The sequence below is a fragment of the Pseudogracilibacillus sp. SO30301A genome (assembly GCF_037072025.1).
GTDB lineage: Bacteria > Bacillota > Bacilli > Bacillales > Amphibacillaceae > Pseudogracilibacillus.
This window is the reverse complement of the sequence record NZ_JAXHDD010000002.1, coordinates 15641-33745: the sequence shown is the minus strand read 5'-3', so window position 1 is coordinate 33745 and position 18105 is coordinate 15641. Positions and strand designations below refer to the sequence as shown.

The 18105-nt window shown below is 32.7% G+C and carries 16 protein-coding genes; 6 read left to right on the top strand and 10 right to left on the bottom strand.

Features of this window, described 5'->3' with window-relative positions:
- Window positions 1–19 precede the first annotated feature (19 nt).
- From SPD89_RS01900 to rpmH, 10 genes are all read right to left on the bottom strand, one after another.
- The gene (locus SPD89_RS01900) at window positions 20–859 is read right to left on the bottom strand and encodes a ParB/RepB/Spo0J family partition protein (protein ID WP_336260265.1); all 840 of its coding nucleotides are present in this window, start codon (window positions 857–859) and stop codon (window positions 20–22) included.
- Window positions 840–1613, bottom strand: a complete 774-nt coding sequence (locus tag SPD89_RS01895) for a ParA family protein (RefSeq protein ID WP_336260264.1) — start codon at window positions 1611–1613, stop codon at window positions 840–842. Before SPD89_RS01895 ends, SPD89_RS01900 begins: the two co-directional genes overlap by 20 nt.
- 39 nt (window positions 1614–1652) lie before the next feature.
- A complete protein-coding gene (gene noc / locus SPD89_RS01890; RefSeq protein WP_336260263.1) occupies window positions 1653–2510 on the bottom strand; it encodes a nucleoid occlusion protein in 858 nt (285 codons plus the stop codon).
- Window positions 2511–2768: 258 nt separating this feature from the next.
- On the bottom strand, window positions 2769–3482 hold the full coding sequence (rsmG, locus tag SPD89_RS01885) for a 16S rRNA (guanine(527)-N(7))-methyltransferase RsmG (protein WP_336260262.1): 714 nt from the start codon (window positions 3480–3482) through the stop codon (window positions 2769–2771).
- A 107-nt stretch (window positions 3483–3589) separates the two neighbouring features.
- Window positions 3590–5470, bottom strand: coding sequence for a tRNA uridine-5-carboxymethylaminomethyl(34) synthesis enzyme MnmG (gene mnmG, locus SPD89_RS01880; RefSeq protein WP_336260261.1), 1881 nt, complete (start codon window positions 5468–5470; stop codon window positions 3590–3592).
- Window positions 5471–5663: 193 nt separating this feature from the next.
- A complete protein-coding gene (gene mnmE / locus SPD89_RS01875) occupies window positions 5664–7040 on the bottom strand; it encodes a tRNA uridine-5-carboxymethylaminomethyl(34) synthesis GTPase MnmE (protein WP_336260260.1) in 1377 nt (458 codons plus the stop codon).
- Between the two features lie 656 nt (window positions 7041–7696).
- Window positions 7697–8323 (bottom strand): RNA-binding cell elongation regulator Jag/EloR, encoded by a 627-nt coding sequence (jag, locus tag SPD89_RS01870; protein WP_336260259.1) that lies wholly within the window; start codon window positions 8321–8323, stop codon window positions 7697–7699.
- Window positions 8320–9081 (bottom strand): YidC family membrane integrase SpoIIIJ, encoded by a 762-nt coding sequence (gene spoIIIJ / locus SPD89_RS01865; protein WP_336260258.1) that lies wholly within the window; start codon window positions 9079–9081, stop codon window positions 8320–8322. Before spoIIIJ ends, jag begins: the two co-directional genes overlap by 4 nt.
- A 32-nt stretch (window positions 9082–9113) precedes the next feature.
- Window positions 9114–9458: a ribonuclease P protein component gene (gene rnpA, locus SPD89_RS01860; RefSeq protein WP_336260257.1), complete on the bottom strand. Its 345-nt coding sequence runs from the start codon at window positions 9456–9458 to the stop codon at window positions 9114–9116.
- Window positions 9459–9531: 73 nt separating this feature from the next.
- Entirely contained in the window at window positions 9532–9666 is a 135-nt protein-coding gene (gene rpmH / locus SPD89_RS01855; protein WP_336260256.1) for a 50S ribosomal protein L34, read from the bottom strand.
- A gap of 907 nt (window positions 9667–10573) precedes the next feature.
- On the opposite strand from rpmH, the gene dnaA reads away from it, so the two are divergent.
- From dnaA to gyrB, 6 genes are all read left to right on the top strand, one after another.
- Window positions 10574–11914 carry a chromosomal replication initiator protein DnaA gene (gene dnaA, locus SPD89_RS01850; protein ID WP_336260255.1) on the top strand — a complete coding sequence of 447 codons (1341 nt, stop codon included), beginning with the start codon at window positions 10574–10576 and terminating at the stop codon, window positions 11912–11914.
- 186 nt (window positions 11915–12100) lie between these two features.
- Window positions 12101–13237, top strand: a complete 1137-nt coding sequence (gene dnaN / locus SPD89_RS01845) for a DNA polymerase III subunit beta (RefSeq protein ID WP_336260254.1) — start codon at window positions 12101–12103, stop codon at window positions 13235–13237.
- A 1106-nt stretch (window positions 13238–14343) separates the two neighbouring features.
- Window positions 14344–14622 (top strand): RNA-binding S4 domain-containing protein, encoded by a 279-nt coding sequence (locus tag SPD89_RS01840; RefSeq protein WP_442961021.1) that lies wholly within the window; start codon window positions 14344–14346, stop codon window positions 14620–14622.
- 9 nt (window positions 14623–14631) lie between these two features.
- Window positions 14632–15747, top strand: a complete 1116-nt coding sequence (gene recF, locus SPD89_RS01835) for a DNA replication/repair protein RecF (RefSeq protein ID WP_336260253.1) — start codon at window positions 14632–14634, stop codon at window positions 15745–15747.
- Between the two features lie 128 nt (window positions 15748–15875).
- Window positions 15876–16139, top strand: a complete 264-nt coding sequence (remB, locus tag SPD89_RS01830) for an extracellular matrix regulator RemB (RefSeq protein WP_336260252.1) — start codon at window positions 15876–15878, stop codon at window positions 16137–16139.
- Window positions 16140–16184: 45 nt separating this feature from the next.
- The gene (gene gyrB, locus SPD89_RS01825; RefSeq protein ID WP_336260251.1) at window positions 16185–18104 is read left to right on the top strand and encodes a DNA topoisomerase (ATP-hydrolyzing) subunit B; all 1920 of its coding nucleotides are present in this window, start codon (window positions 16185–16187) and stop codon (window positions 18102–18104) included.
- Window position 18105: the final 1 nt, after the last annotated feature.

Genomic DNA, 18105 nt, shown 5'->3' with positions numbered 1-18105 from the left:
TTTGATTTTCACCATTTTATTAATGAAACATACTAACGAATCTTTCCAATTCTTCATCCGAGTAAAATTCGATTTCGATTTTACCTTTATTATTATTTTTCTTTATGTTTACATTAGTTCCTAACACTTCTCTTAACTTTGTTTCATATTTTTGAATGAAAATATCTTTTTGTTTATTATTCTTTTTTTGTTTAGGTTTCTTTTTGTTCAATTCAGTTATCATCTGCTCTACTTGTCTTACATTTAATTGATTACTTATTATTTTATCTACTAGCGGTAAAAGCTGTTCTTTATTTTTAAGTCCTAACAAAGCACGTCCATGTCCCATCGACAGTTCCCCATTGCTAATATAAATGATGACGTCATCAGGTAACAATAATAACCTCATTGTATTGGCGATATGGGATCTACTCTTACCTATTTTGTTCGATAATTCCTCTTGAGTTAATTTCAATTCATTAATAAGATTTTTATAAGCAAGCGCTTCTTCAATTACTGTTAGATCTTCCCGTTGCAGATTTTCCAACAAGGCTATTTCCATCATTTTACGATCGTCAAAATCTTTTACAATCGCCGGAAGCTCTTTTAGTCCAGCCTCTTTTGCTGCGCGAAAACGTCTTTCTCCTGCGACAATTTCATATCCTTTTATACTGCGTCGAACAATTAACGGTTGAATAATACCATATTCCATAATAGAAATTTTTAGTTCTTCTATTGCATCGGCATTGAATGTTTTTCTAGGTTGATAAGGATTAGTGCGGCATTCATCAATTGGAATTTGTTCAATAGATTGTTCGTCTTCATTTACTTCATAATCGTTAAACAAAGCATCTAAACCTTTACCTAACCGTTTGGCCAACTTCCATCACTTCCTTTGCTAACTCTAGATATACTTCTGCTCCTCTTGATTTCGGATCATAAACTGTTATTGGTTTTCCGTAACTCGGTGCCTCTCCTAGTCTTATGTTTCTCGGAATAATAGATTTATATACTTTATCTTGAAAATACTTTTTAACTTCTTCGATTACTTGTAATCCTAAATTTGTTCTTGCATCTAACATAGTTAATAATACACCCTCTATCATCAACTGTTTGTTTAGATGTTTTTGTACTAATCGAATCGTATTAAGGAGTTGACTCAAACCTTCCAACGCATAGTATTCACATTGAACCGGAATTATTACGCTATCAGAAGCAGTCAAGGCATTTAATGTCAGCAATCCTAAGGATGGAGGACAATCTATTAAAATAAAATCATAAAGACCTTTTACATCGCCAAGTGCTTTTTTTAATTTTACTTCACGAGAGATTGTAGATACTAATTCTATTTCTGCTCCTGCAAGTTGAATCGTCGCCGGGATAATAGAAAGATTATCAACTGCTGTAGGTATACAGACTTCTTTTGCATCTAAATCCTCAACGAGAATATTGTAAACACATTGATCCATATCCCCCTTATTAATCCCAACACCACTTGTTGCATTTCCTTGAGGATCTATATCAACTATTAAAACTTTATTACCTAAAAGAGCTAAGCTAGCTCCCAAATTAACTGTTGACGTCGTTTTTCCTACGCCACCTTTTTGGTTTGCAATTGCAATAATTTTACCCATTATGGCACCCACCTATTTGTAAAACTAATTCATTTACCATTATTTCTTTTGATTCTTTTTAACTCTAATTGTAATTTGGTAATAATCATCTAATTCTTCTTCTTGCGATTCTACTTTTATACCTGTATCTGCAATCATTTTTAGGGATCTTCTAATTGTATTTGTTGCAATCCGTATATCTTTACTAATAAACTTTGATTTCGGTCGTGACTTCTTCTTTTCTTCCCCTTTTGCCAAATACGCTTTAATTAGTTCATCCGTTTCCCGTACAGTTAATTGTTTTTCTATTATCTCATAAAAAAACTTTAATTGAAGATCTACTTTTTTTAACTTCATTAATGCTCTAGCATGTCTCTCAGTTATCTTTTTTTCAATTAAGGCTTGTTGAATTTCTTCCGGTAAAGTTAATAACCTTATACGATTTGCTACAGTAGACTGACTTTTTCCTAACCTTTGTGCTAATGCCTCCTGTGTTAAAGAATGCATTTTTATTAATTGAGAATATGCTTTTGCTTCTTCTATAACTGATAATTCTTCTCTTTGAATATTTTCTATTAAAGCAACAGAGGCTGTTTCCGTATCACTCATATTACGTATTATTGCTGAGATCTTCTCCCAACCTAATAATTTAGCTGCTCTTAATCTTCTCTCACCAGCAATAACTTCATACAACTCTTCGTCTTTTTTCCTGACTACTATAGGTTGGATCATCCCGTGTGTATGTAAAGTTTGTGCCAATTCTTTAATTTTCTCATCATCGAATTGAGTTCTAGGCTGGAATTGGTTTGGTACAATTTGATCGACAGTTAATTGAACAACATCTTCTAAATCATTACTATTTTGTTGTTCATCTATTTTATTACCACCAGTAAAGATTCGATTAAAAGACTGCAGCATAATAAACATCACCTTTTTAATAAATATTATAAAAATGTTCCACGTGAAACAATTTATTATTCTAGTAAAAAAAGAAGGGTTTAATGAGGATGTAAGAATACAAGACTTGTCATTTTAACAGTATTTCTTGTATATATAGTAAATGTTCATTACTTAATAAACTACTTAAAAAAGAAAGAAACTTAACCCATATAGTTAAGTTTATCATAAAATTAATATAAAAAGTATGATACTTACTTTAATTTTAATATTCTTCTATTAAATAGGATCTTTTGCTGGAGTTCCAGCTTTTCTCGGATACATTTTAGCTGTTTTCTTTATCTTGTTGATTACAATGATAGAACGTTCGCTGTTTTCAATGGGCAATGAAAAAGTATTGTTTTTAACAACTTCCCCACCTAGAATTTTCAATGCCTTTTTTGCCTCTACTAATTCTTCATTACTATTTGCCCCTTTTAAAGCGATAAAAGCCCCGCCAACTTTACAAAGTGGCAAGCAATACTCAGATAAAACAGACAACCGAGCAACAGCTCTTGCAGTTACTACATCAAAATTTTCTCGGTATTTCTTATTTTGACCAATATCTTCAGCTCGTGAATGAATGATATCCACATGATCTAATTGTAATGTTTCTTTTAATTGTTTTAAAAAATTTATCCGTTTATTTAAGGAATCAACGATAGTAACCTTTAGATGTGGATAACAAATTTTTAGAGGGATACTGGGAAACCCAGCACCCGCTCCAATATCACATACAGAATTTACATCTTTAAATGAATAATAAAAACTAGCTGTTAATGAATCATAAAAATGTTTTAAGAAAACTTCACCTTTCTCTGTTATCGCGGTTAAATTAACTTTTCCATTCCACTCAACAAGTAATTGATAGTATTCCTTAAACTGATTTAGCTGTTGATCTGAAATACGTAAATTCTTTTTCGCTAAAACTTCCATAAATTTCTTTTCATCCAATGTAATTACTCCTTATTTACTGCATTTTCAAGTATTGCCATTTGTAATTTAAATTCAGGAGAAACTTACATGCACCAAAACATATTTCTACCTATATTAACTACCAATTAGCTCGTCTTCTTTACATTTCCTTGTTCAATGTAAATGAGTAAGATGGAGATGTCTGCTGGGTTTACTCCTGAAATTCTTGACGCTTGGCCTATAGAAATTGGTCGAATCTTTTTAAGTTTTTCTCTCGCTTCACCAGCTAAGCTATGAATCGCATCATAGTCGATATGTTCAGGAATTTTTTTATCTTCCATTTTCAACATTCTTTTCACTTGCTCATTCGCTTTTTTAATATACCCTTCATATTTAATTTGTATTTCTACTTGCTCTTTAACATCATTTGGCAAATTTTGTACACCATTTATTTTTTCAATAACAGCATATGTTATTTCCGGTCTTTTTAATAAATCAAATGCGCGAACAGCCTCTTTTAAAGGAGTCGACTTAGCCTCTTCTAATGTTTTTTGTACATCGTCAGTTACTTTTATAATTACATGAAATAATCTGTCTTTCTCCTCTTCAATTAATCGAAGTTTTTCTTTAAACTTTTCAAATCTTGCTTCAGATATTAAACCTAATTTATACCCTAATTCTGTTAATCGTAAATCCGCATTATCATGACGTAATAAGAGACGATATTCAGCACGGGATGTAAGTAATCGATATGGTTCTCTAGTACCTTTAGTCACTAGGTCATCAATTAATACTCCAATATAACTTTGTGAACGATCCAAAATAAATGGATCCTTGTTTTGAATTTTTAAGCTTGCATTTATTCCTGCGATAATACCTTGAGCAGCTGCTTCTTCATATCCAGATGTTCCATTTATTTGGCCGGCTGTAAATAATCCTTGGATTTGTTTTGTTTCAAGCGTCGGCCATAATTGTGTCGGTGTAATGGAATCATACTCAATTGCATATCCAGGACGCATCATTTCAGCATTTTCTAAACCAGGTACTGATTGTAATATTTTATTTTGAATCGATTCTGGAAGTGAAGTAGAAAGACCTTGAACATATACTTCTTCCGTGTTTCGACCTTCTGGTTCCAAAAATATTTGATGTCTTGGCTTGTCGTTAAAACGAACAATTTTATCTTCAATAGATGGACAATATCTAGGTCCTGTTCCCCGCTTCATACCTGAATACATTGCCGATAATGTCAAATTATCATTTATAACTTGGTGAGTCCGTTCATTCGTATATGTTAACCAACAAGGAATTTGATCCGTAATATATTCTGTCGTTTCGTATGAAAATCCTTGAGGTTTCTCGTCCCCCGGTTGAATTTCTGTTTTAGAATAATCAACTGTATGGCTATTTACTCGTGGTGGTGTACCTGTTTTAAAACGTACTAAATCAAAACCAAGGTCTTCTAGGTTTTCTGATAGCTTTAAGGAAACCCTTTGATTATTTGGTCCACTTTCATATTCTAAATCACCGATCAATACTTTCCCACGCATAAATGTTCCAGTTGTAATAATAACTGTTTTTGCATAATAAGCTGCATGTGTCTCTGTAATAACTCCCTTACAAACTCCATTTTCAATAATTAGTTCATTAACCATCGCTTGTTTTAACGTAATATTTTCTTCATTTTCAATTACACGTTTCATTTCTTGGATATATAAAGGTTTATCTGCTTGTGCCCTTAGTGCTCTTACTGCGGGACCTTTTCCTGTATTTAACATACGCATTTGAATATACGTCTTATCAATTACTTTCCCCATTACACCACCAAGTGCATCTATCTCACGAATAACAATTCCTTTTGCCGGCCCTCCTAGTGACGGATTACATGGCATAAAAGCAACCATATCCAAATTTAACGTTAGCATCAGTGTATTGGATCCCATTTTTGCAGCAGCCATAGCAGCTTCACAACCAGCATGACCTGCTCCAACAACAATTACATCATAATGTCCTGCATTATATGTCATCAATTTCACCCTTTCTAAGGATGTTCAAAAAGTCCGGTAAAAATGACACTGTGAATTTCGCACGAATGCTTGTTTCTCCGCTACTCATGTATCTATATGCATACATTCCGCTGACGGGAACTGCGCCGCCTCGAACTTCTTGGTCCTTTTTATCCTCCTTTGAACACGCACTATCATTAATTTTTCGAGCAATTTATTTTCCTAAACAAAACTGTGAAAACAATTGGTCAATTAAACTTTCACTTGCTGTATCACCAACGATTTCACCTAAAAATTCCCACGTTCTTGTAACATCGATTTGAATAATATCTAAAGGCATATCAAGTTCTAATGCTTTCATTGCATCTTCCAATGCTTGTTTTGATTGCTTTAGTAAATGGATATGCCTAATATTGGACACATACGTAATATCATCAGTTTGTATATTCTTTGAAAAAAACAATTTAGAAAGGGATGATTCTAAATCATCGATCCCTTTATCATTAATTAAAGCCATACTTATTACAGAATGCTCATTTGCTAATTCTTTTATTTCATCCATATTTATTTTTTTTGGTAAATCCGTCTTATTAATGATAACGATATAATTCATATCTGTTAATAATTCGAAAATCTTTCGGTCATCTTCTGTAATTTCTTCATTATAATTCAGCATAAATAAAACGAGATCTGCTTCTTGTAATATTTTATGAGATCTTTCCACACCTATCTTTTCAACGATATCTTTCGTTTCTCTAATACCAGCTGTATCGATTAATTTTAATGGAATTCCGCGTACATTTACATATTCTTCGATTACATCTCTCGTTGTACCTGGTACATCTGTTACAATTGCCCTTTCTTCTTGAACAAGAGAATTCATTAAAGAAGATTTTCCTACATTTGGACGACCAATAATTGCAGTTTTAATTCCTTCTCGAAGAATTTTGCCTTGTTTAGCAACTTGTAATAAACGTTCAATTTCACCATGTACATATTTTGTTTTTTCTTTCATTAAATCGTGGGACATTTCTTCCACATCGTCATATTCTGGGTAATCAATATTCACTTCAACATGAGCAATTGTTTCAATTAGTTCTTGACGTAATTCAGTTATTAATCGTGACAGTTTCCCATCAAGTTGATTTAAAGCAACATTCATTGCTTGGCTTGTTTTGGACTGAATAACATCCATAACAGCTTCTGCTTGAGAAAGGTCAATTCGTCCATTCAAAAAGGCTCGTTTTGTAAATTCACCAGGTTCAGCTAATCTTGCTCCCCTATCTAATACTAATTCTAATATTCGGTTAACTGCCATTAGTCCACCATGACAATTTATTTCGACTACTTCTTCACATGTAAACGTTTTTGGGGCTCGCATGACGGAAACAATTACTTCATCAGCAACTTCTTCTGTATCTGGATCAATAATCTTTCCATAATGCAACGTATGACTATCCACATATTGTAAATCTTTCCCTTTAAACAACTGCTTGACAATTTTTATTGCATCCTGTCCACTTAAACGAACAATTGAAATTGCTCCTTCACCAACTGGTGTGGAAATCGCTGCAATCGTATCTATTTCCATCTATGTCACCTCCAAACTAAAAATAGTAGTTTATATAATCAACGTTAGTTATCCACAAAATAAAATGACTTAATCAAAATGTCACTAATAAAATAGAATATCATAATTTTAACAAAAAATAAACTTATCCACAATGTGAATAAGTAAAAATAAACTTTCCTTCATTTTCCTATAATTTAATAGTTGTATTATGCTTGTTCATTACAAAATTATTCAGCGCACAGCAGGGATTCAGCGGGTTCGCCCAATAATTCAGCGATCTGAACGATTATTCAGCGCAAACCGCATGATATTCAGCGGGATATACAATTATTCGGCGAATTACAAAATTATTCAGCGCACTGCTGGGATTCAGCGATTTCGATCTATAATTCAGCGATCTGAACGATTATTCAGCGCAATCTGCATGTATTTCAGCGGGATATACAATTATTCAGCGAATTACAAAATTATTCAGCGCACTGCTAGGATTCAGCGATTTCGATCTATAATTCAGCGATCTGAACGATTATTCAGCGCAAACCCCATGAATTTCAGCGGGATTTTCAATTATTCGGCGAATTACAAAATTATTCAGCGCACTGCCAGGATTCAGTGATTACAATCACTAAAAAAATCGTTGAGAAGGTGAGTACCTAATCAACGATTTTTTTAATTTATATATTGTCTTTTGGACTAATTACGATATGACGGTGTGGTTCTACTCCATCAGAATAAGTTGTTACTTCATTTGAATCTTGCAATGCACTATGAATGATTTTTCTTTCATATGCGGGCATTGGTTCAAGTGCTACTTTCCGTTTAATGCGTTTAGCTTTATCCGACATTTTATGTGCAAGTTCAATAAGTGTTTCTTTTCTTCTTTCACGATACCCTTCCGCATCAACAGTTACGGAATGAAAGTTTCTACCATCTTTATTTATTACTAACTGAGTTAAATACTGTAGAGCATTTAAAGTTTTACCTCTTTTTCCAATTAAGATAGCAATTTTCTCACCGGATAATTGGAATGTTACATGGTTATCCACAATTGTAGTCGTAATTTCTACGTCGACACCCATATTTTTAGAAACATTTTGTAAAAATTCTTCCGTTTCAGCAATATAATTCTTCTTTTCTTTTACTTTTACGACGGCAAGAGAAGATCCGAATAAACCTAAAAATCCTTTTTTACCTTCATCAATTACATCAATTTCAACTTCTTCTTTTGACAAATTTAACTGCTCTAAAGCTGATTGAATCGCCTCTTCAACACTTTGGCCACTAGCAGTTACTTCTCTCACTTTTTCTCTCCTCCAGTACTCGCTTCTTTCATCATTGGTCTACGAATCAACAATGTTTGAGCTACCATGAAAATATTTCCTACTACCCAGTATAATGCAAGTGCAGCAGGGAAGAAAAAGGCAAAAACAGCAATCATTATTGGCATAATATAAAGCATTGCAACCATTTGTGGATTCTGGGCTGCAGGACTACCTGCCATCATCAATTTTTGTTGTAAGTACGTCGCTGCCCCTGCTATAATCGGTAGTATATAGTCAGGTGAATCAAGTGCAAACCATAAAAAGGTATGGCCTTGAATTTCTTGTGTACGCATTATTGCGTGATAAATGGCAATTAATATTGGCATCTGTACAAAGATTGGTAAACATCCAGCTAATGGATTTACTCCATGTTTCTGAAACAACGCCATTGTCTCTTGTTGCAACTTTTGTTGTGTATTCGCATCTTTTGAACTATATTTTTCTTGTAATTTTTTTAATTCAGGTTGAATATCTTGCATTGCTTTTGAACTTTTTAACTGCTTAATATTAAGCGGGAGTAAAATTACACGGATAATAACTGTAACCACGACAATTGCCAATCCATACGAGTTAAAAAATTTTGCAAAATAAATAATAAACACAGACATTGGATAAACAAAATACTTATTCCAAATTCCTGTACTTTCAGCATTGATCGGGGTATTAATATCTGTACATCCAGATAACAGAGCTACTACACCGATCAAAAGCAAAATTATGTAAAGATTCTTACGCAAAATAACTTCCTCCTAACAGTAAACAAACTACCTTATTTATATAATAAAAGATTTTGCTTTCGTAATAAATGAATAAGACTATTTTTTATTTGTTTACAGTCCATATCAACTGCTGGTTTTCTTGCAATGATAATTATATCTATTTCTTCAATAACTAAATCTTCTAATTGAATAAATGATTGACGAATGTATCGCTTTATTCGATTTCTAGTTACTGCGTTCCCAATTTTTTTTCCAACTGATATTCCAATTCTAAAATGAGTTTGTAACGGTTTTTCTTTATAGTATATGACAAGCTCACGATTTGCAAAGGATTTACCGGTTTTTAATATTTCCTGAAACTCACTATTTTTCTTCACTCGGTAAGCTTTTTTCATTTCAAACAATCACCTTTAAATTTTACTTCAATCTATTAAAACTGAAAAAAGACCACTGACTTGCTTCAGTGGCCTATGCAGACAATACCTTTCTTCCTTTACGACGGCGACGAGCCAAAACTTGACGACCGTTTTTTGTGCTCATTCGTGCACGGAAGCCATGTACTTTTTTACGTTTACGATTGTTCGGTTGAAATGTTCTTTTCATTTCATGCACCTCCTTAAATATTAGTTGATCATTCATATAGAAACTTACGAATATTAAAAATAGGAGAAGCAATTTTTGTGTAAAATAACTTACTCTTCATTCAATGTTTCCATGACAAAAACTGTCTTGATAATTATACGTAAACAACAAACATTAGTCAACATACAACCGCATACTAAAATTTAATAATAGAGGATGTTCAAAAAGTCCGGTAAAAATGACACTGCGAATTTCTTTGTTGGCTTGTTTCTCCGCTCCTTGAAAAAGGAAAGCACTTTTTCTGCGTGCTAGAAGCGTTTCCTTGGAAAAGAAAAGCACTTTTCCTGCGTGCCAGATCTTTGCTCATGTATCTAAATGCATACATTTCGCTACTCGAAACTGCGCCGACTCGAACTTCTTGGTCCTTTATAACCTCCTTTTTGAACACGCACTAAAAGATTCACGTTTTCCACAATCTAATCACATAGAATTTTTTCATGAAAATATTTTTCTACAATTATCGACACCTTAACAACAATTTCTACACATGTTGATAATTTTTATACCCAATACGAATAACATATGGATAACTATATAAAAAACATTGCATATTCTAGCAAATTTTGATATTGTTAATAATGCTTCCACATGTTAATAACTCTTTTAAAACACTTACTTATCCCCAGGTTGTGGATAAAATGTTAACATTTTCTTTCTTCTGTACATAAGATAAAACCACATTGTGAATAAGTTCCATTAAACGTGTTTTAATTTTATAATATATATTATCCACAACAGATTTTTATGACGATAGTTGATACGATATAAAATTATATTTCCTTTCCTTCTTCCTTATAAGCAGGGAGAATTGTCGAAAGGATTTTTATACTTACAATTAGTTATTTTATGAAATAAAGAGGTGTATCACTTGGAAAATATTGAAGAATTATGGCAGTACATATTGAATGAAATGAAATCTAAAATTAGTAAACCAAGCTATGATACGTGGTTAAGTCAAACTGCCGTGAAGGGCCTAACTGATAATATCCTTATAATAAATGTTCCAAATGAATTCACAAAAAATTGGTTAGATCAAAGATACACAGATGTAATCGATACACTATTATTTGAAATGACTGGAACCGAAATATCCGTTAGATTTGAAATTATTGATGAAAATAATGAACAACCAGAAGTTAAAGAAATACAGGAAAAAAATCCTATTAATGAAGATAGCCAAAATATGTTAAATCCAAAATATACTTTTGATACGTTTGTTGTTGGAGCCGCAAATCGGTTTGCTCATGCAGCATCATTAGCTGTAGCTGAAGCACCCGCTAAATCATATAATCCTTTATTTATTTATGGTGGAGTCGGACTTGGAAAGACGCATTTAATGCATGCAATTGGCCATTATGTAAAAGAATATCATCCTGATAGAAAAGTAATCTACTTATCTTCTGAAAAATTTACGAATGAATTTATTAACGCAATAATGGATAACAAAGCAGAAAATTTTCGTAATAAATATCGAAATGTTGATATTTTACTAGTTGATGATATTCAGTTTTTAGCGGGAAAAGAACAAACTCAAGAGGAATTTTTCCATACTTTTAACACATTACATGAAGAAAACAAACAAATTATTATTTCAAGTGATCGTCCACCAAGAGAAATACCTACACTAGAAGATCGTTTACGTTCTAGATTTGAGTGGGGGTTAATTACTGATATTTCACCTCCTGATTTAGAAACGAGAATCGCTATTTTATCTAAAAAAGCGAAAGCTGAAGGACTAGATGATATATCAAATGAAGTAATGCTTTATATTGCAAATCAAATTGACACAAATATTCGTGAACTAGAAGGCGCATTAATTCGCGTTATCGCCTACTCTTCATTAATAAATCAGGACATTGATACGAAACTAGCAACAGAAGCATTAAAAGATATTATCCCTAGTAACAGACCGAAAAAAATAACTATTAAAGGAATACAGTCTTATATCGCTGAAAAATTTAATGTCACTGTAGATGAATTTTTATCTAAAAAAAGAACAAAAACAATCGCTTTTCCTAGGCAAATTGCCATGTATTTATGTAGAGAATTAACAGATCTGTCACTTCCTAAAATAGGTGAAGAATTTGGCGGACGAGATCATACAACAGTGATACATGCTCATAAGAAAATAACAGAACTTTTAACAGAAGATAATGAATTTCAAGCTGAAATAAACACATATAAGGAAGAAATCAAAAGTAATCTGTAATGTTAACAGTTGTGAATAAACCACATGAAAAAACCAATGTTATGCACATGTTGATAACATTGAGAAAATAGTTATATATGAGCTTAAACTAACTTATACACATATTAACAAGCCCTATTACTATTATTACTAAATATTTATTAATAAATATATATATGACAGCAATCTTCTATGAGGAGGAGAATAATGAAATTTAAAGTTAAGAAAAAATATTTGCTTAGCAGTATACAAGCTGTTTCAACTGCAATCTCTTCAAGAACAGTAATTCCTATTTTAACTGGTATGAAAATAGACGTCATTCAATCAAAAATTATACTAACAGGAAGTAATTCCGATATTACAATTCAATCGCATATTCCTATACAAATAGATGATGAAGTAATTATTACCGATATTGAAACTGGCACAATCGTTCTTCCTGTACCCCATTTCCCAGAAATAATAAAAAAATTACCTGAAGAAATTGTTACAATTATTGTTGAAGAAAACTTTAAAACTGTTATAACTTCTGGAAAGGCAGTATTTACGCTATATGGTCAAAGTAGTAGTGAATACCCACAAATAAAAATTGATGAAGGAGAAAAGCAATTAAATATAAAATGTCAAGATTTAAAAACATTAATTAAACAAACTGTATTTGCTGTATCTCCAATGGAAACAAGACCAATTTTAACAGGAGTTAATATAACTATTGAAAATAATTTAGTAACTTTTACAGCGACTGATAGTCATCGACTTGCATTAAGATCATTTCCAATTCAAAGTCATCATTTAGATCCTATAAACATTGTAATACCAGGTAAAAGTCTTCAAGAATTAAATAAAATTTTTGATAATAATGATGATACGATTCATATGGAATTACTTAATAATCAAGTATTATTTTATACAGAAAATACGTATTTTTTATCAAGACTTCTAAGTGGAAATTATCCTGAAACAGATCGATTAATCCCAACTGAAAGCAAGACAGTTATTGATGTTTTTACAAAAGATTTGATTCAAACAATTGAACGAGCAGCACTATTATCAAGCCCTGATCAAAATAATGTAATTCGTTTAGATACAATTAATCAAAATGGTATTGAAATTTCCAGTAACTCTCCCGAAATTGGAAATGTTAAAGAACAATTAGGGGCTATATCTATAAAAGGAGAAGAAATAAAAATATCCTTTAGTTCAAGGTATATGCTGGATACACTTCGGACAATTGATAGTGAAAGAGTACAAATTAATTTTACAGGTCCAATGCGACCATTCGTTATAAAAACTCCAGAAGAAGAAAATATATTACAATTAATCTTGCCAGTTAGAACGTATTAATAGGCATTACATATTTTTTTTCATAGAGCATTCATTTATATTATCATTTCATAATTGAAGTAAAGTGCGTGTAGAAAAAAATTATAAACCTAGTAACAACGCTGTTGATTTCCGCCTCTAGGAAATCACTTTCCGCAAGCACGGCTTCAGCCTCTTTCAGAAGCAAAAGACACTTCTTGCAGAGACTTCCAGATACGTGCTTTTCCCGTTCACGCGACGCACAGGACGGGCTAATATCGGTGTTGGTCACAAATCTTTACGGTAGGACAAAAGCGTAGCTACAGTCCCGGGACGTGACCACTTTTAGCCGACCAGGAGTCGACTGCCTTTCAGATATAACAGTAGTATATAACCTAAGTTCCCGGAATTTATAACGAGTTTAATTTGAAAATGCTGTAATATCAAGGTCTCGTCGTAAATTTGTTCATGAATCCATCGTTATGCTTTAAACATTTGTAACGATGGAACTTTCCAGTATTTACGCGGGGTTTCGAAGTTTCTCGTTACACAATCCGGGAATCCAGGATATAATTGCATAGAGCTGTTACTATGCGCTTTCTCAGCGAAGGAAATACACGGAGACTCCTGTGGGAGGAAAGGTCTCCGTGCTACACAGGAACGAAGCAACGAGTCGATGACAATCGTCACGTTCTGTAACGTCATCGACACTAGTACGTCCTTTACGTCGGAGGCTCATCAGCTGCCCAACGGTAAAAAAAGCAATGTGAAAGCAAGCGATAGCGCAGCTTAAACAGGTGTATTTGATGGGACGAACCTTGTACAATTCCAGATGTCGCTCTTATGCTTGTGGTAAAACGCAGTGTATTTTAGTTGCGGTATTTTCCATTACAAATTTTAAATAGTTGCCGTGTAAAACAACCGACAACTACTCTACAGTTTAAAGATTTTGTGTAGAAAAGGAATTTTTTCCCATTTTTATAAATCAATTTATGATAAAGCTCTTTTTTGGAAAAGGGCTTTATTTGTCTTTTTATAGGGTTAAAAATTCATTTTAAGTATATTAGAGCGTTTTTATACCGGAAGAGGGGTAAAGCTTCCATTTGGTTAAAAACTTTAGTAAAATGGAATATAGAAAGATTTAAAGTATGACTAAAAAGATGAAACTAAAAAAAGCAAAGGAATTGTTCAAAATGGAAGAAATCCAAATAGAAGATAATTTTATTACTTTAAATCAATTATTGAAATTAACTAATTTATTTGATTCTGGTGGCTTTATAAAAGCATATATCACAGAGGAAGGTGTTTATGTCAATGGAACGCTGGAATTTAGAAGAGGCCGAAAGCTATATCACAATGATGTAGTAAAACTAAAAAACAATGAAACACTCATTGTGAAAAGTCAGGAAACTAATGCAAACAAATGAGGAATTTGCATGTATTTAAACCATTTACAACTAAAAAATTATCGTAATTATGACCAACTTGATATCCCTTTTGAAAACAGAGTGAATGTAATTATTGGAGAAAATGCTCAAGGGAAAACGAACCTTTTGGAAGCTATTTACTTACTAGCTTTTACAAAATCATATCGTACATCCAATGATCGTGAATTAATTTATTGGAATAAAGAATTTGCAAAAATTTCAGGTACAATTATAAAAAGTGATAATAAAAACATTCCAATGGAATTGATTTTCCATAAAAATGGAAAAAAGGCTAAATTAAATCGTATCGAACAGAAGCGATTAAGTGAATATATTGGTGCTCTTAATGTCGTTATGTTTGCCCCAGAAGACCTATCACTAGTCAAAGGCTCCCCACAAATGCGTAGGAGATTTATTGATATGGAATTAGGCCAAATCGAACCATTATATCTTTACCATTTAGGACAATATCAAAAAGTTTTAAAACAACGAAATCATTTGTTGAAACAATTACAACATCAAACAGAGCCGGACACAACATTATTATTTGTTTTAACACAGCAGTTAGTTAAACATGCTGCTATTATTTTAAAAAAGCGCTTTGTTTTTTTACAGCTACTACGGAAATGGGCAATTCCTATTCATTTTAAAATAAGTCGTGAACAGGAATATCTTAAAATTATCTATACATCAAGCGTTGAAGTATTAGAAGATGACGATGAGGAGAAACTGGAGAATAAGTATTTAGAGGCGTTTTTACAAATTGAAAGAAATGAAATTAATCGTGGTCTAACTTTAATCGGTCCACATCGTGATGATTTAATTTTCTATATAAATGATAAAGACGTAAAACTATACGGTTCTCAAGGACAGCAACGTACAACTGCATTATCATTAAAATTAGCCGAAATTGATCTTATCTATGATCAAACAAATGAATTTCCTATTCTACTTTTAGATGATGTGTTAAGCGAATTGGATGATTTTAGGCAATCCCATTTGTTAAGTACAATTCAAGGAAAAGTCCAAACGTTCGTTTCTACGACAACTGTAGACGGAATTAACCATAATACGCTAGAAGAAGCGTCTATTTATTCTGTGCAAAATGGCGTAATTACTTTTTAAAGCGTGTAATAGTTCACTGCTAGATGATGAATTCTTTAGTATCTATAATTATGATAGAAATATTTTTGTTCATGTTTATAGACAGAGCAGAAAGAACTTTTTAGAAAATGAAAAGGAATGGAAAATTATTGTTTATTTATATCGGGAATGATGAAGTAATTGAATCAGATAAAATCATCTCCATATTAAATTACCAACTTACGTATTCTTCACCAAAATTGAGGCAATTGATAGCAGATCAAAAAAGAAACAAAAGAGTCATTGGATCAGACATAGATGCAAAATCCATTATCATAACAGATGAATCAATTTACTACAGTTCATTTTCTACATCCACTTTAAAAAATAGAGAAGAATTATATGCAACTATGAATCAAGTAGAGAAGAGATAAAGTAATTAAGGTACCTTAATTAATGAAATGAAGGTGAATTTTTTTATGGAAGATAAAGTATTAAGTAATCAAACTTATGATGCTGAACAAATACAAGTATTAGAAGGACTCGAAGCAGTTCGGAAAAGACCAAGTATGTATATTGGAGCAACAAGTGAAAAAGGACTGCATCATTTAGTCTGGGAAATAACAGATAATAGTATTGACGAAGCATTAGCAGGATATTGTGATAAAATTGATGTCATTATAGAAGAAGATAATAGCATTACAGTTAAAGATAACGGTAGGGGAATTCCAATAGATATCCATGAAGAATCTGGGAAGCCTGCAGTAGAACTTATTTTAACTGTACTTCATGCTGGCGGTAAATTTGGTGGTGGCGGTTATAAAGTTTCTGGAGGTCTCCATGGTGTAGGTGCTTCTGTTGTTAATGCCCTATCAACCCATCTAAAAGTGTATGTTCACCGAAATGGAACAGTCCATTACTTAGAATTCGCAAAAGGTGAACCAAAAGGTGAAATTAAAGTAATTGGAGATACAGATAAAACAGGGACGATTATCAATTTTAAACCTGATCCCGAAATATTCACAGAGACAACTGTATATGATTATGATACGTTAAAAAATCGTTTAAGAGAATTAGCTTTTTTAAACCGAAAATTAACGATAACTTTAGAAGATAAAAGAGATGATAAAGAAAGAGAAGAATTTTATTATGAGGGCGGTATAAAATCATATGTTGAATTTATGAACCGCACAAAAGATGTTCTTCATGACCCGATATATGCTGAGGGGGAAGACAACGATATTTCTGTAGAAGTTGCTATTCAATATAATGATGGTTATGCAAGTAATCTATTCTCTTTTGCTAATAATATTCACACATATGAAGGCGGAACACATGAAGCGGGGTTCCGAACAGCACTTACTCGTGTTATTAATGATTATGCACGTAAGAGTAATTTATTTAAAGAAGATGATGATAACTTAACTGGGGAAGATGTGCGCGAAGGAATGACCGCCATTGTATCGATAAAACATACGGATCCACAGTTTGAAGGACAAACAAAAACAAAACTAGGTAACAGTGATGCACGATCCGTAACTGATTCTGTTTTTAGTGAAGCTTTTTCAAAATTCTTGTTTGAGAATCCTTCTGTAGCCAGAGTCATTGTTGAAAAAGGCATGATGGCTTCCCGTGCGAGAGTTGCTGCTAGGAAAGCTCGAGAATTAACGCGGCGAAAAAGTGCCCTTGAAATATCTAATTTACCCGGGAAATTATCAGATTGTTCCTCTAAAGACCCTGAAATTAGTGAACTTTTTATCGTAGAGGGAGACTCCGCTGGTGGATCTGCAAAATCAGGCCGAGATAGGCATTTTCAAGCTATTTTACCGTTGCGAGGGAAAATTTTAAACGTTGAAAAAGCACGTTTAGATCGAATTTTATCGAATAATGAAGTACGAATGATGATTACAGCGCTTGGCACCGGAATTGGTGAAGATTTTGATATTACAAAAGCACGGTATCACAAAATTGTCATCATGACAGATGCGGATGTTGATGGTGCACATATTCGAACATTATTATTAACATTCTTCTATCGTTTTATGAAACCACTTATTGAACATGGATATGTTTATATCGCACAGCCACCGTTATATCAAATAAAGCAAGGGAAATCGTTGCATTATGTATATAGTGATGATCAGTTAGACGCCCTTTTAGCTGAACTGCCAGAGTCACCAAAGCCAAATATTCAGCGCTATAAAGGGCTTGGAGAAATGAATGCTGATCAATTGTGGGAAACAACGATGAATCCTGATTCGAGAACATTATTACAAGTGAAATTGAAAGATGCAATAGATGCAGATGAAGTATTTAATATTTTAATGGGTGATAAAGTAGAACCACGAAGAGAATTTATTGAAGAAAATGCTGAATATGTTAAAAACTTAGATATATAAA

Excerpts from the sequence above, each read along its gene's own strand:
- mnmG (WP_336260261.1), bottom strand. The coding sequence starts at position 5,470 with ATGACATATAATGCAGGACATTATGATGTAATTGTTGTTGGAGCAGGT.
- rpmH (WP_336260256.1), bottom strand. The coding sequence starts at position 9,666 with ATGAAAAGAACATTTCAACCGAACAATCGTAAACGTAAAAAAGTACAT.
- SPD89_RS01895 (WP_336260264.1), bottom strand. The coding sequence starts at position 1,613 with ATGGGTAAAATTATTGCAATTGCAAACCAAAAAGGTGGCGTAGGAAAA.
- mnmE (WP_336260260.1), bottom strand. The coding sequence starts at position 7,040 with ATGGAAATAGATACGATTGCAGCGATTTCCACACCAGTTGGTGAAGGA.
- dnaN (WP_336260254.1), top strand. The coding sequence starts at position 12,101 with ATGAAATTTAAAGTTAAGAAAAAATATTTGCTTAGCAGTATACAAGCT.
- rnpA (WP_336260257.1), bottom strand. The coding sequence starts at position 9,458 with ATGAAAAAAGCTTACCGAGTGAAGAAAAATAGTGAGTTTCAGGAAATA.
- SPD89_RS01840 (WP_442961021.1), top strand. The coding sequence starts at position 14,344 with ATGACTAAAAAGATGAAACTAAAAAAAGCAAAGGAATTGTTCAAAATG.
- gyrB (WP_336260251.1), top strand. The coding sequence starts at position 16,185 with ATGGAAGATAAAGTATTAAGTAATCAAACTTATGATGCTGAACAAATA.
- recF (WP_336260253.1), top strand. The coding sequence starts at position 14,632 with ATGTATTTAAACCATTTACAACTAAAAAATTATCGTAATTATGACCAA.
- noc (WP_336260263.1), bottom strand. The coding sequence starts at position 2,510 with ATGCTGCAGTCTTTTAATCGAATCTTTACTGGTGGTAATAAAATAGAT.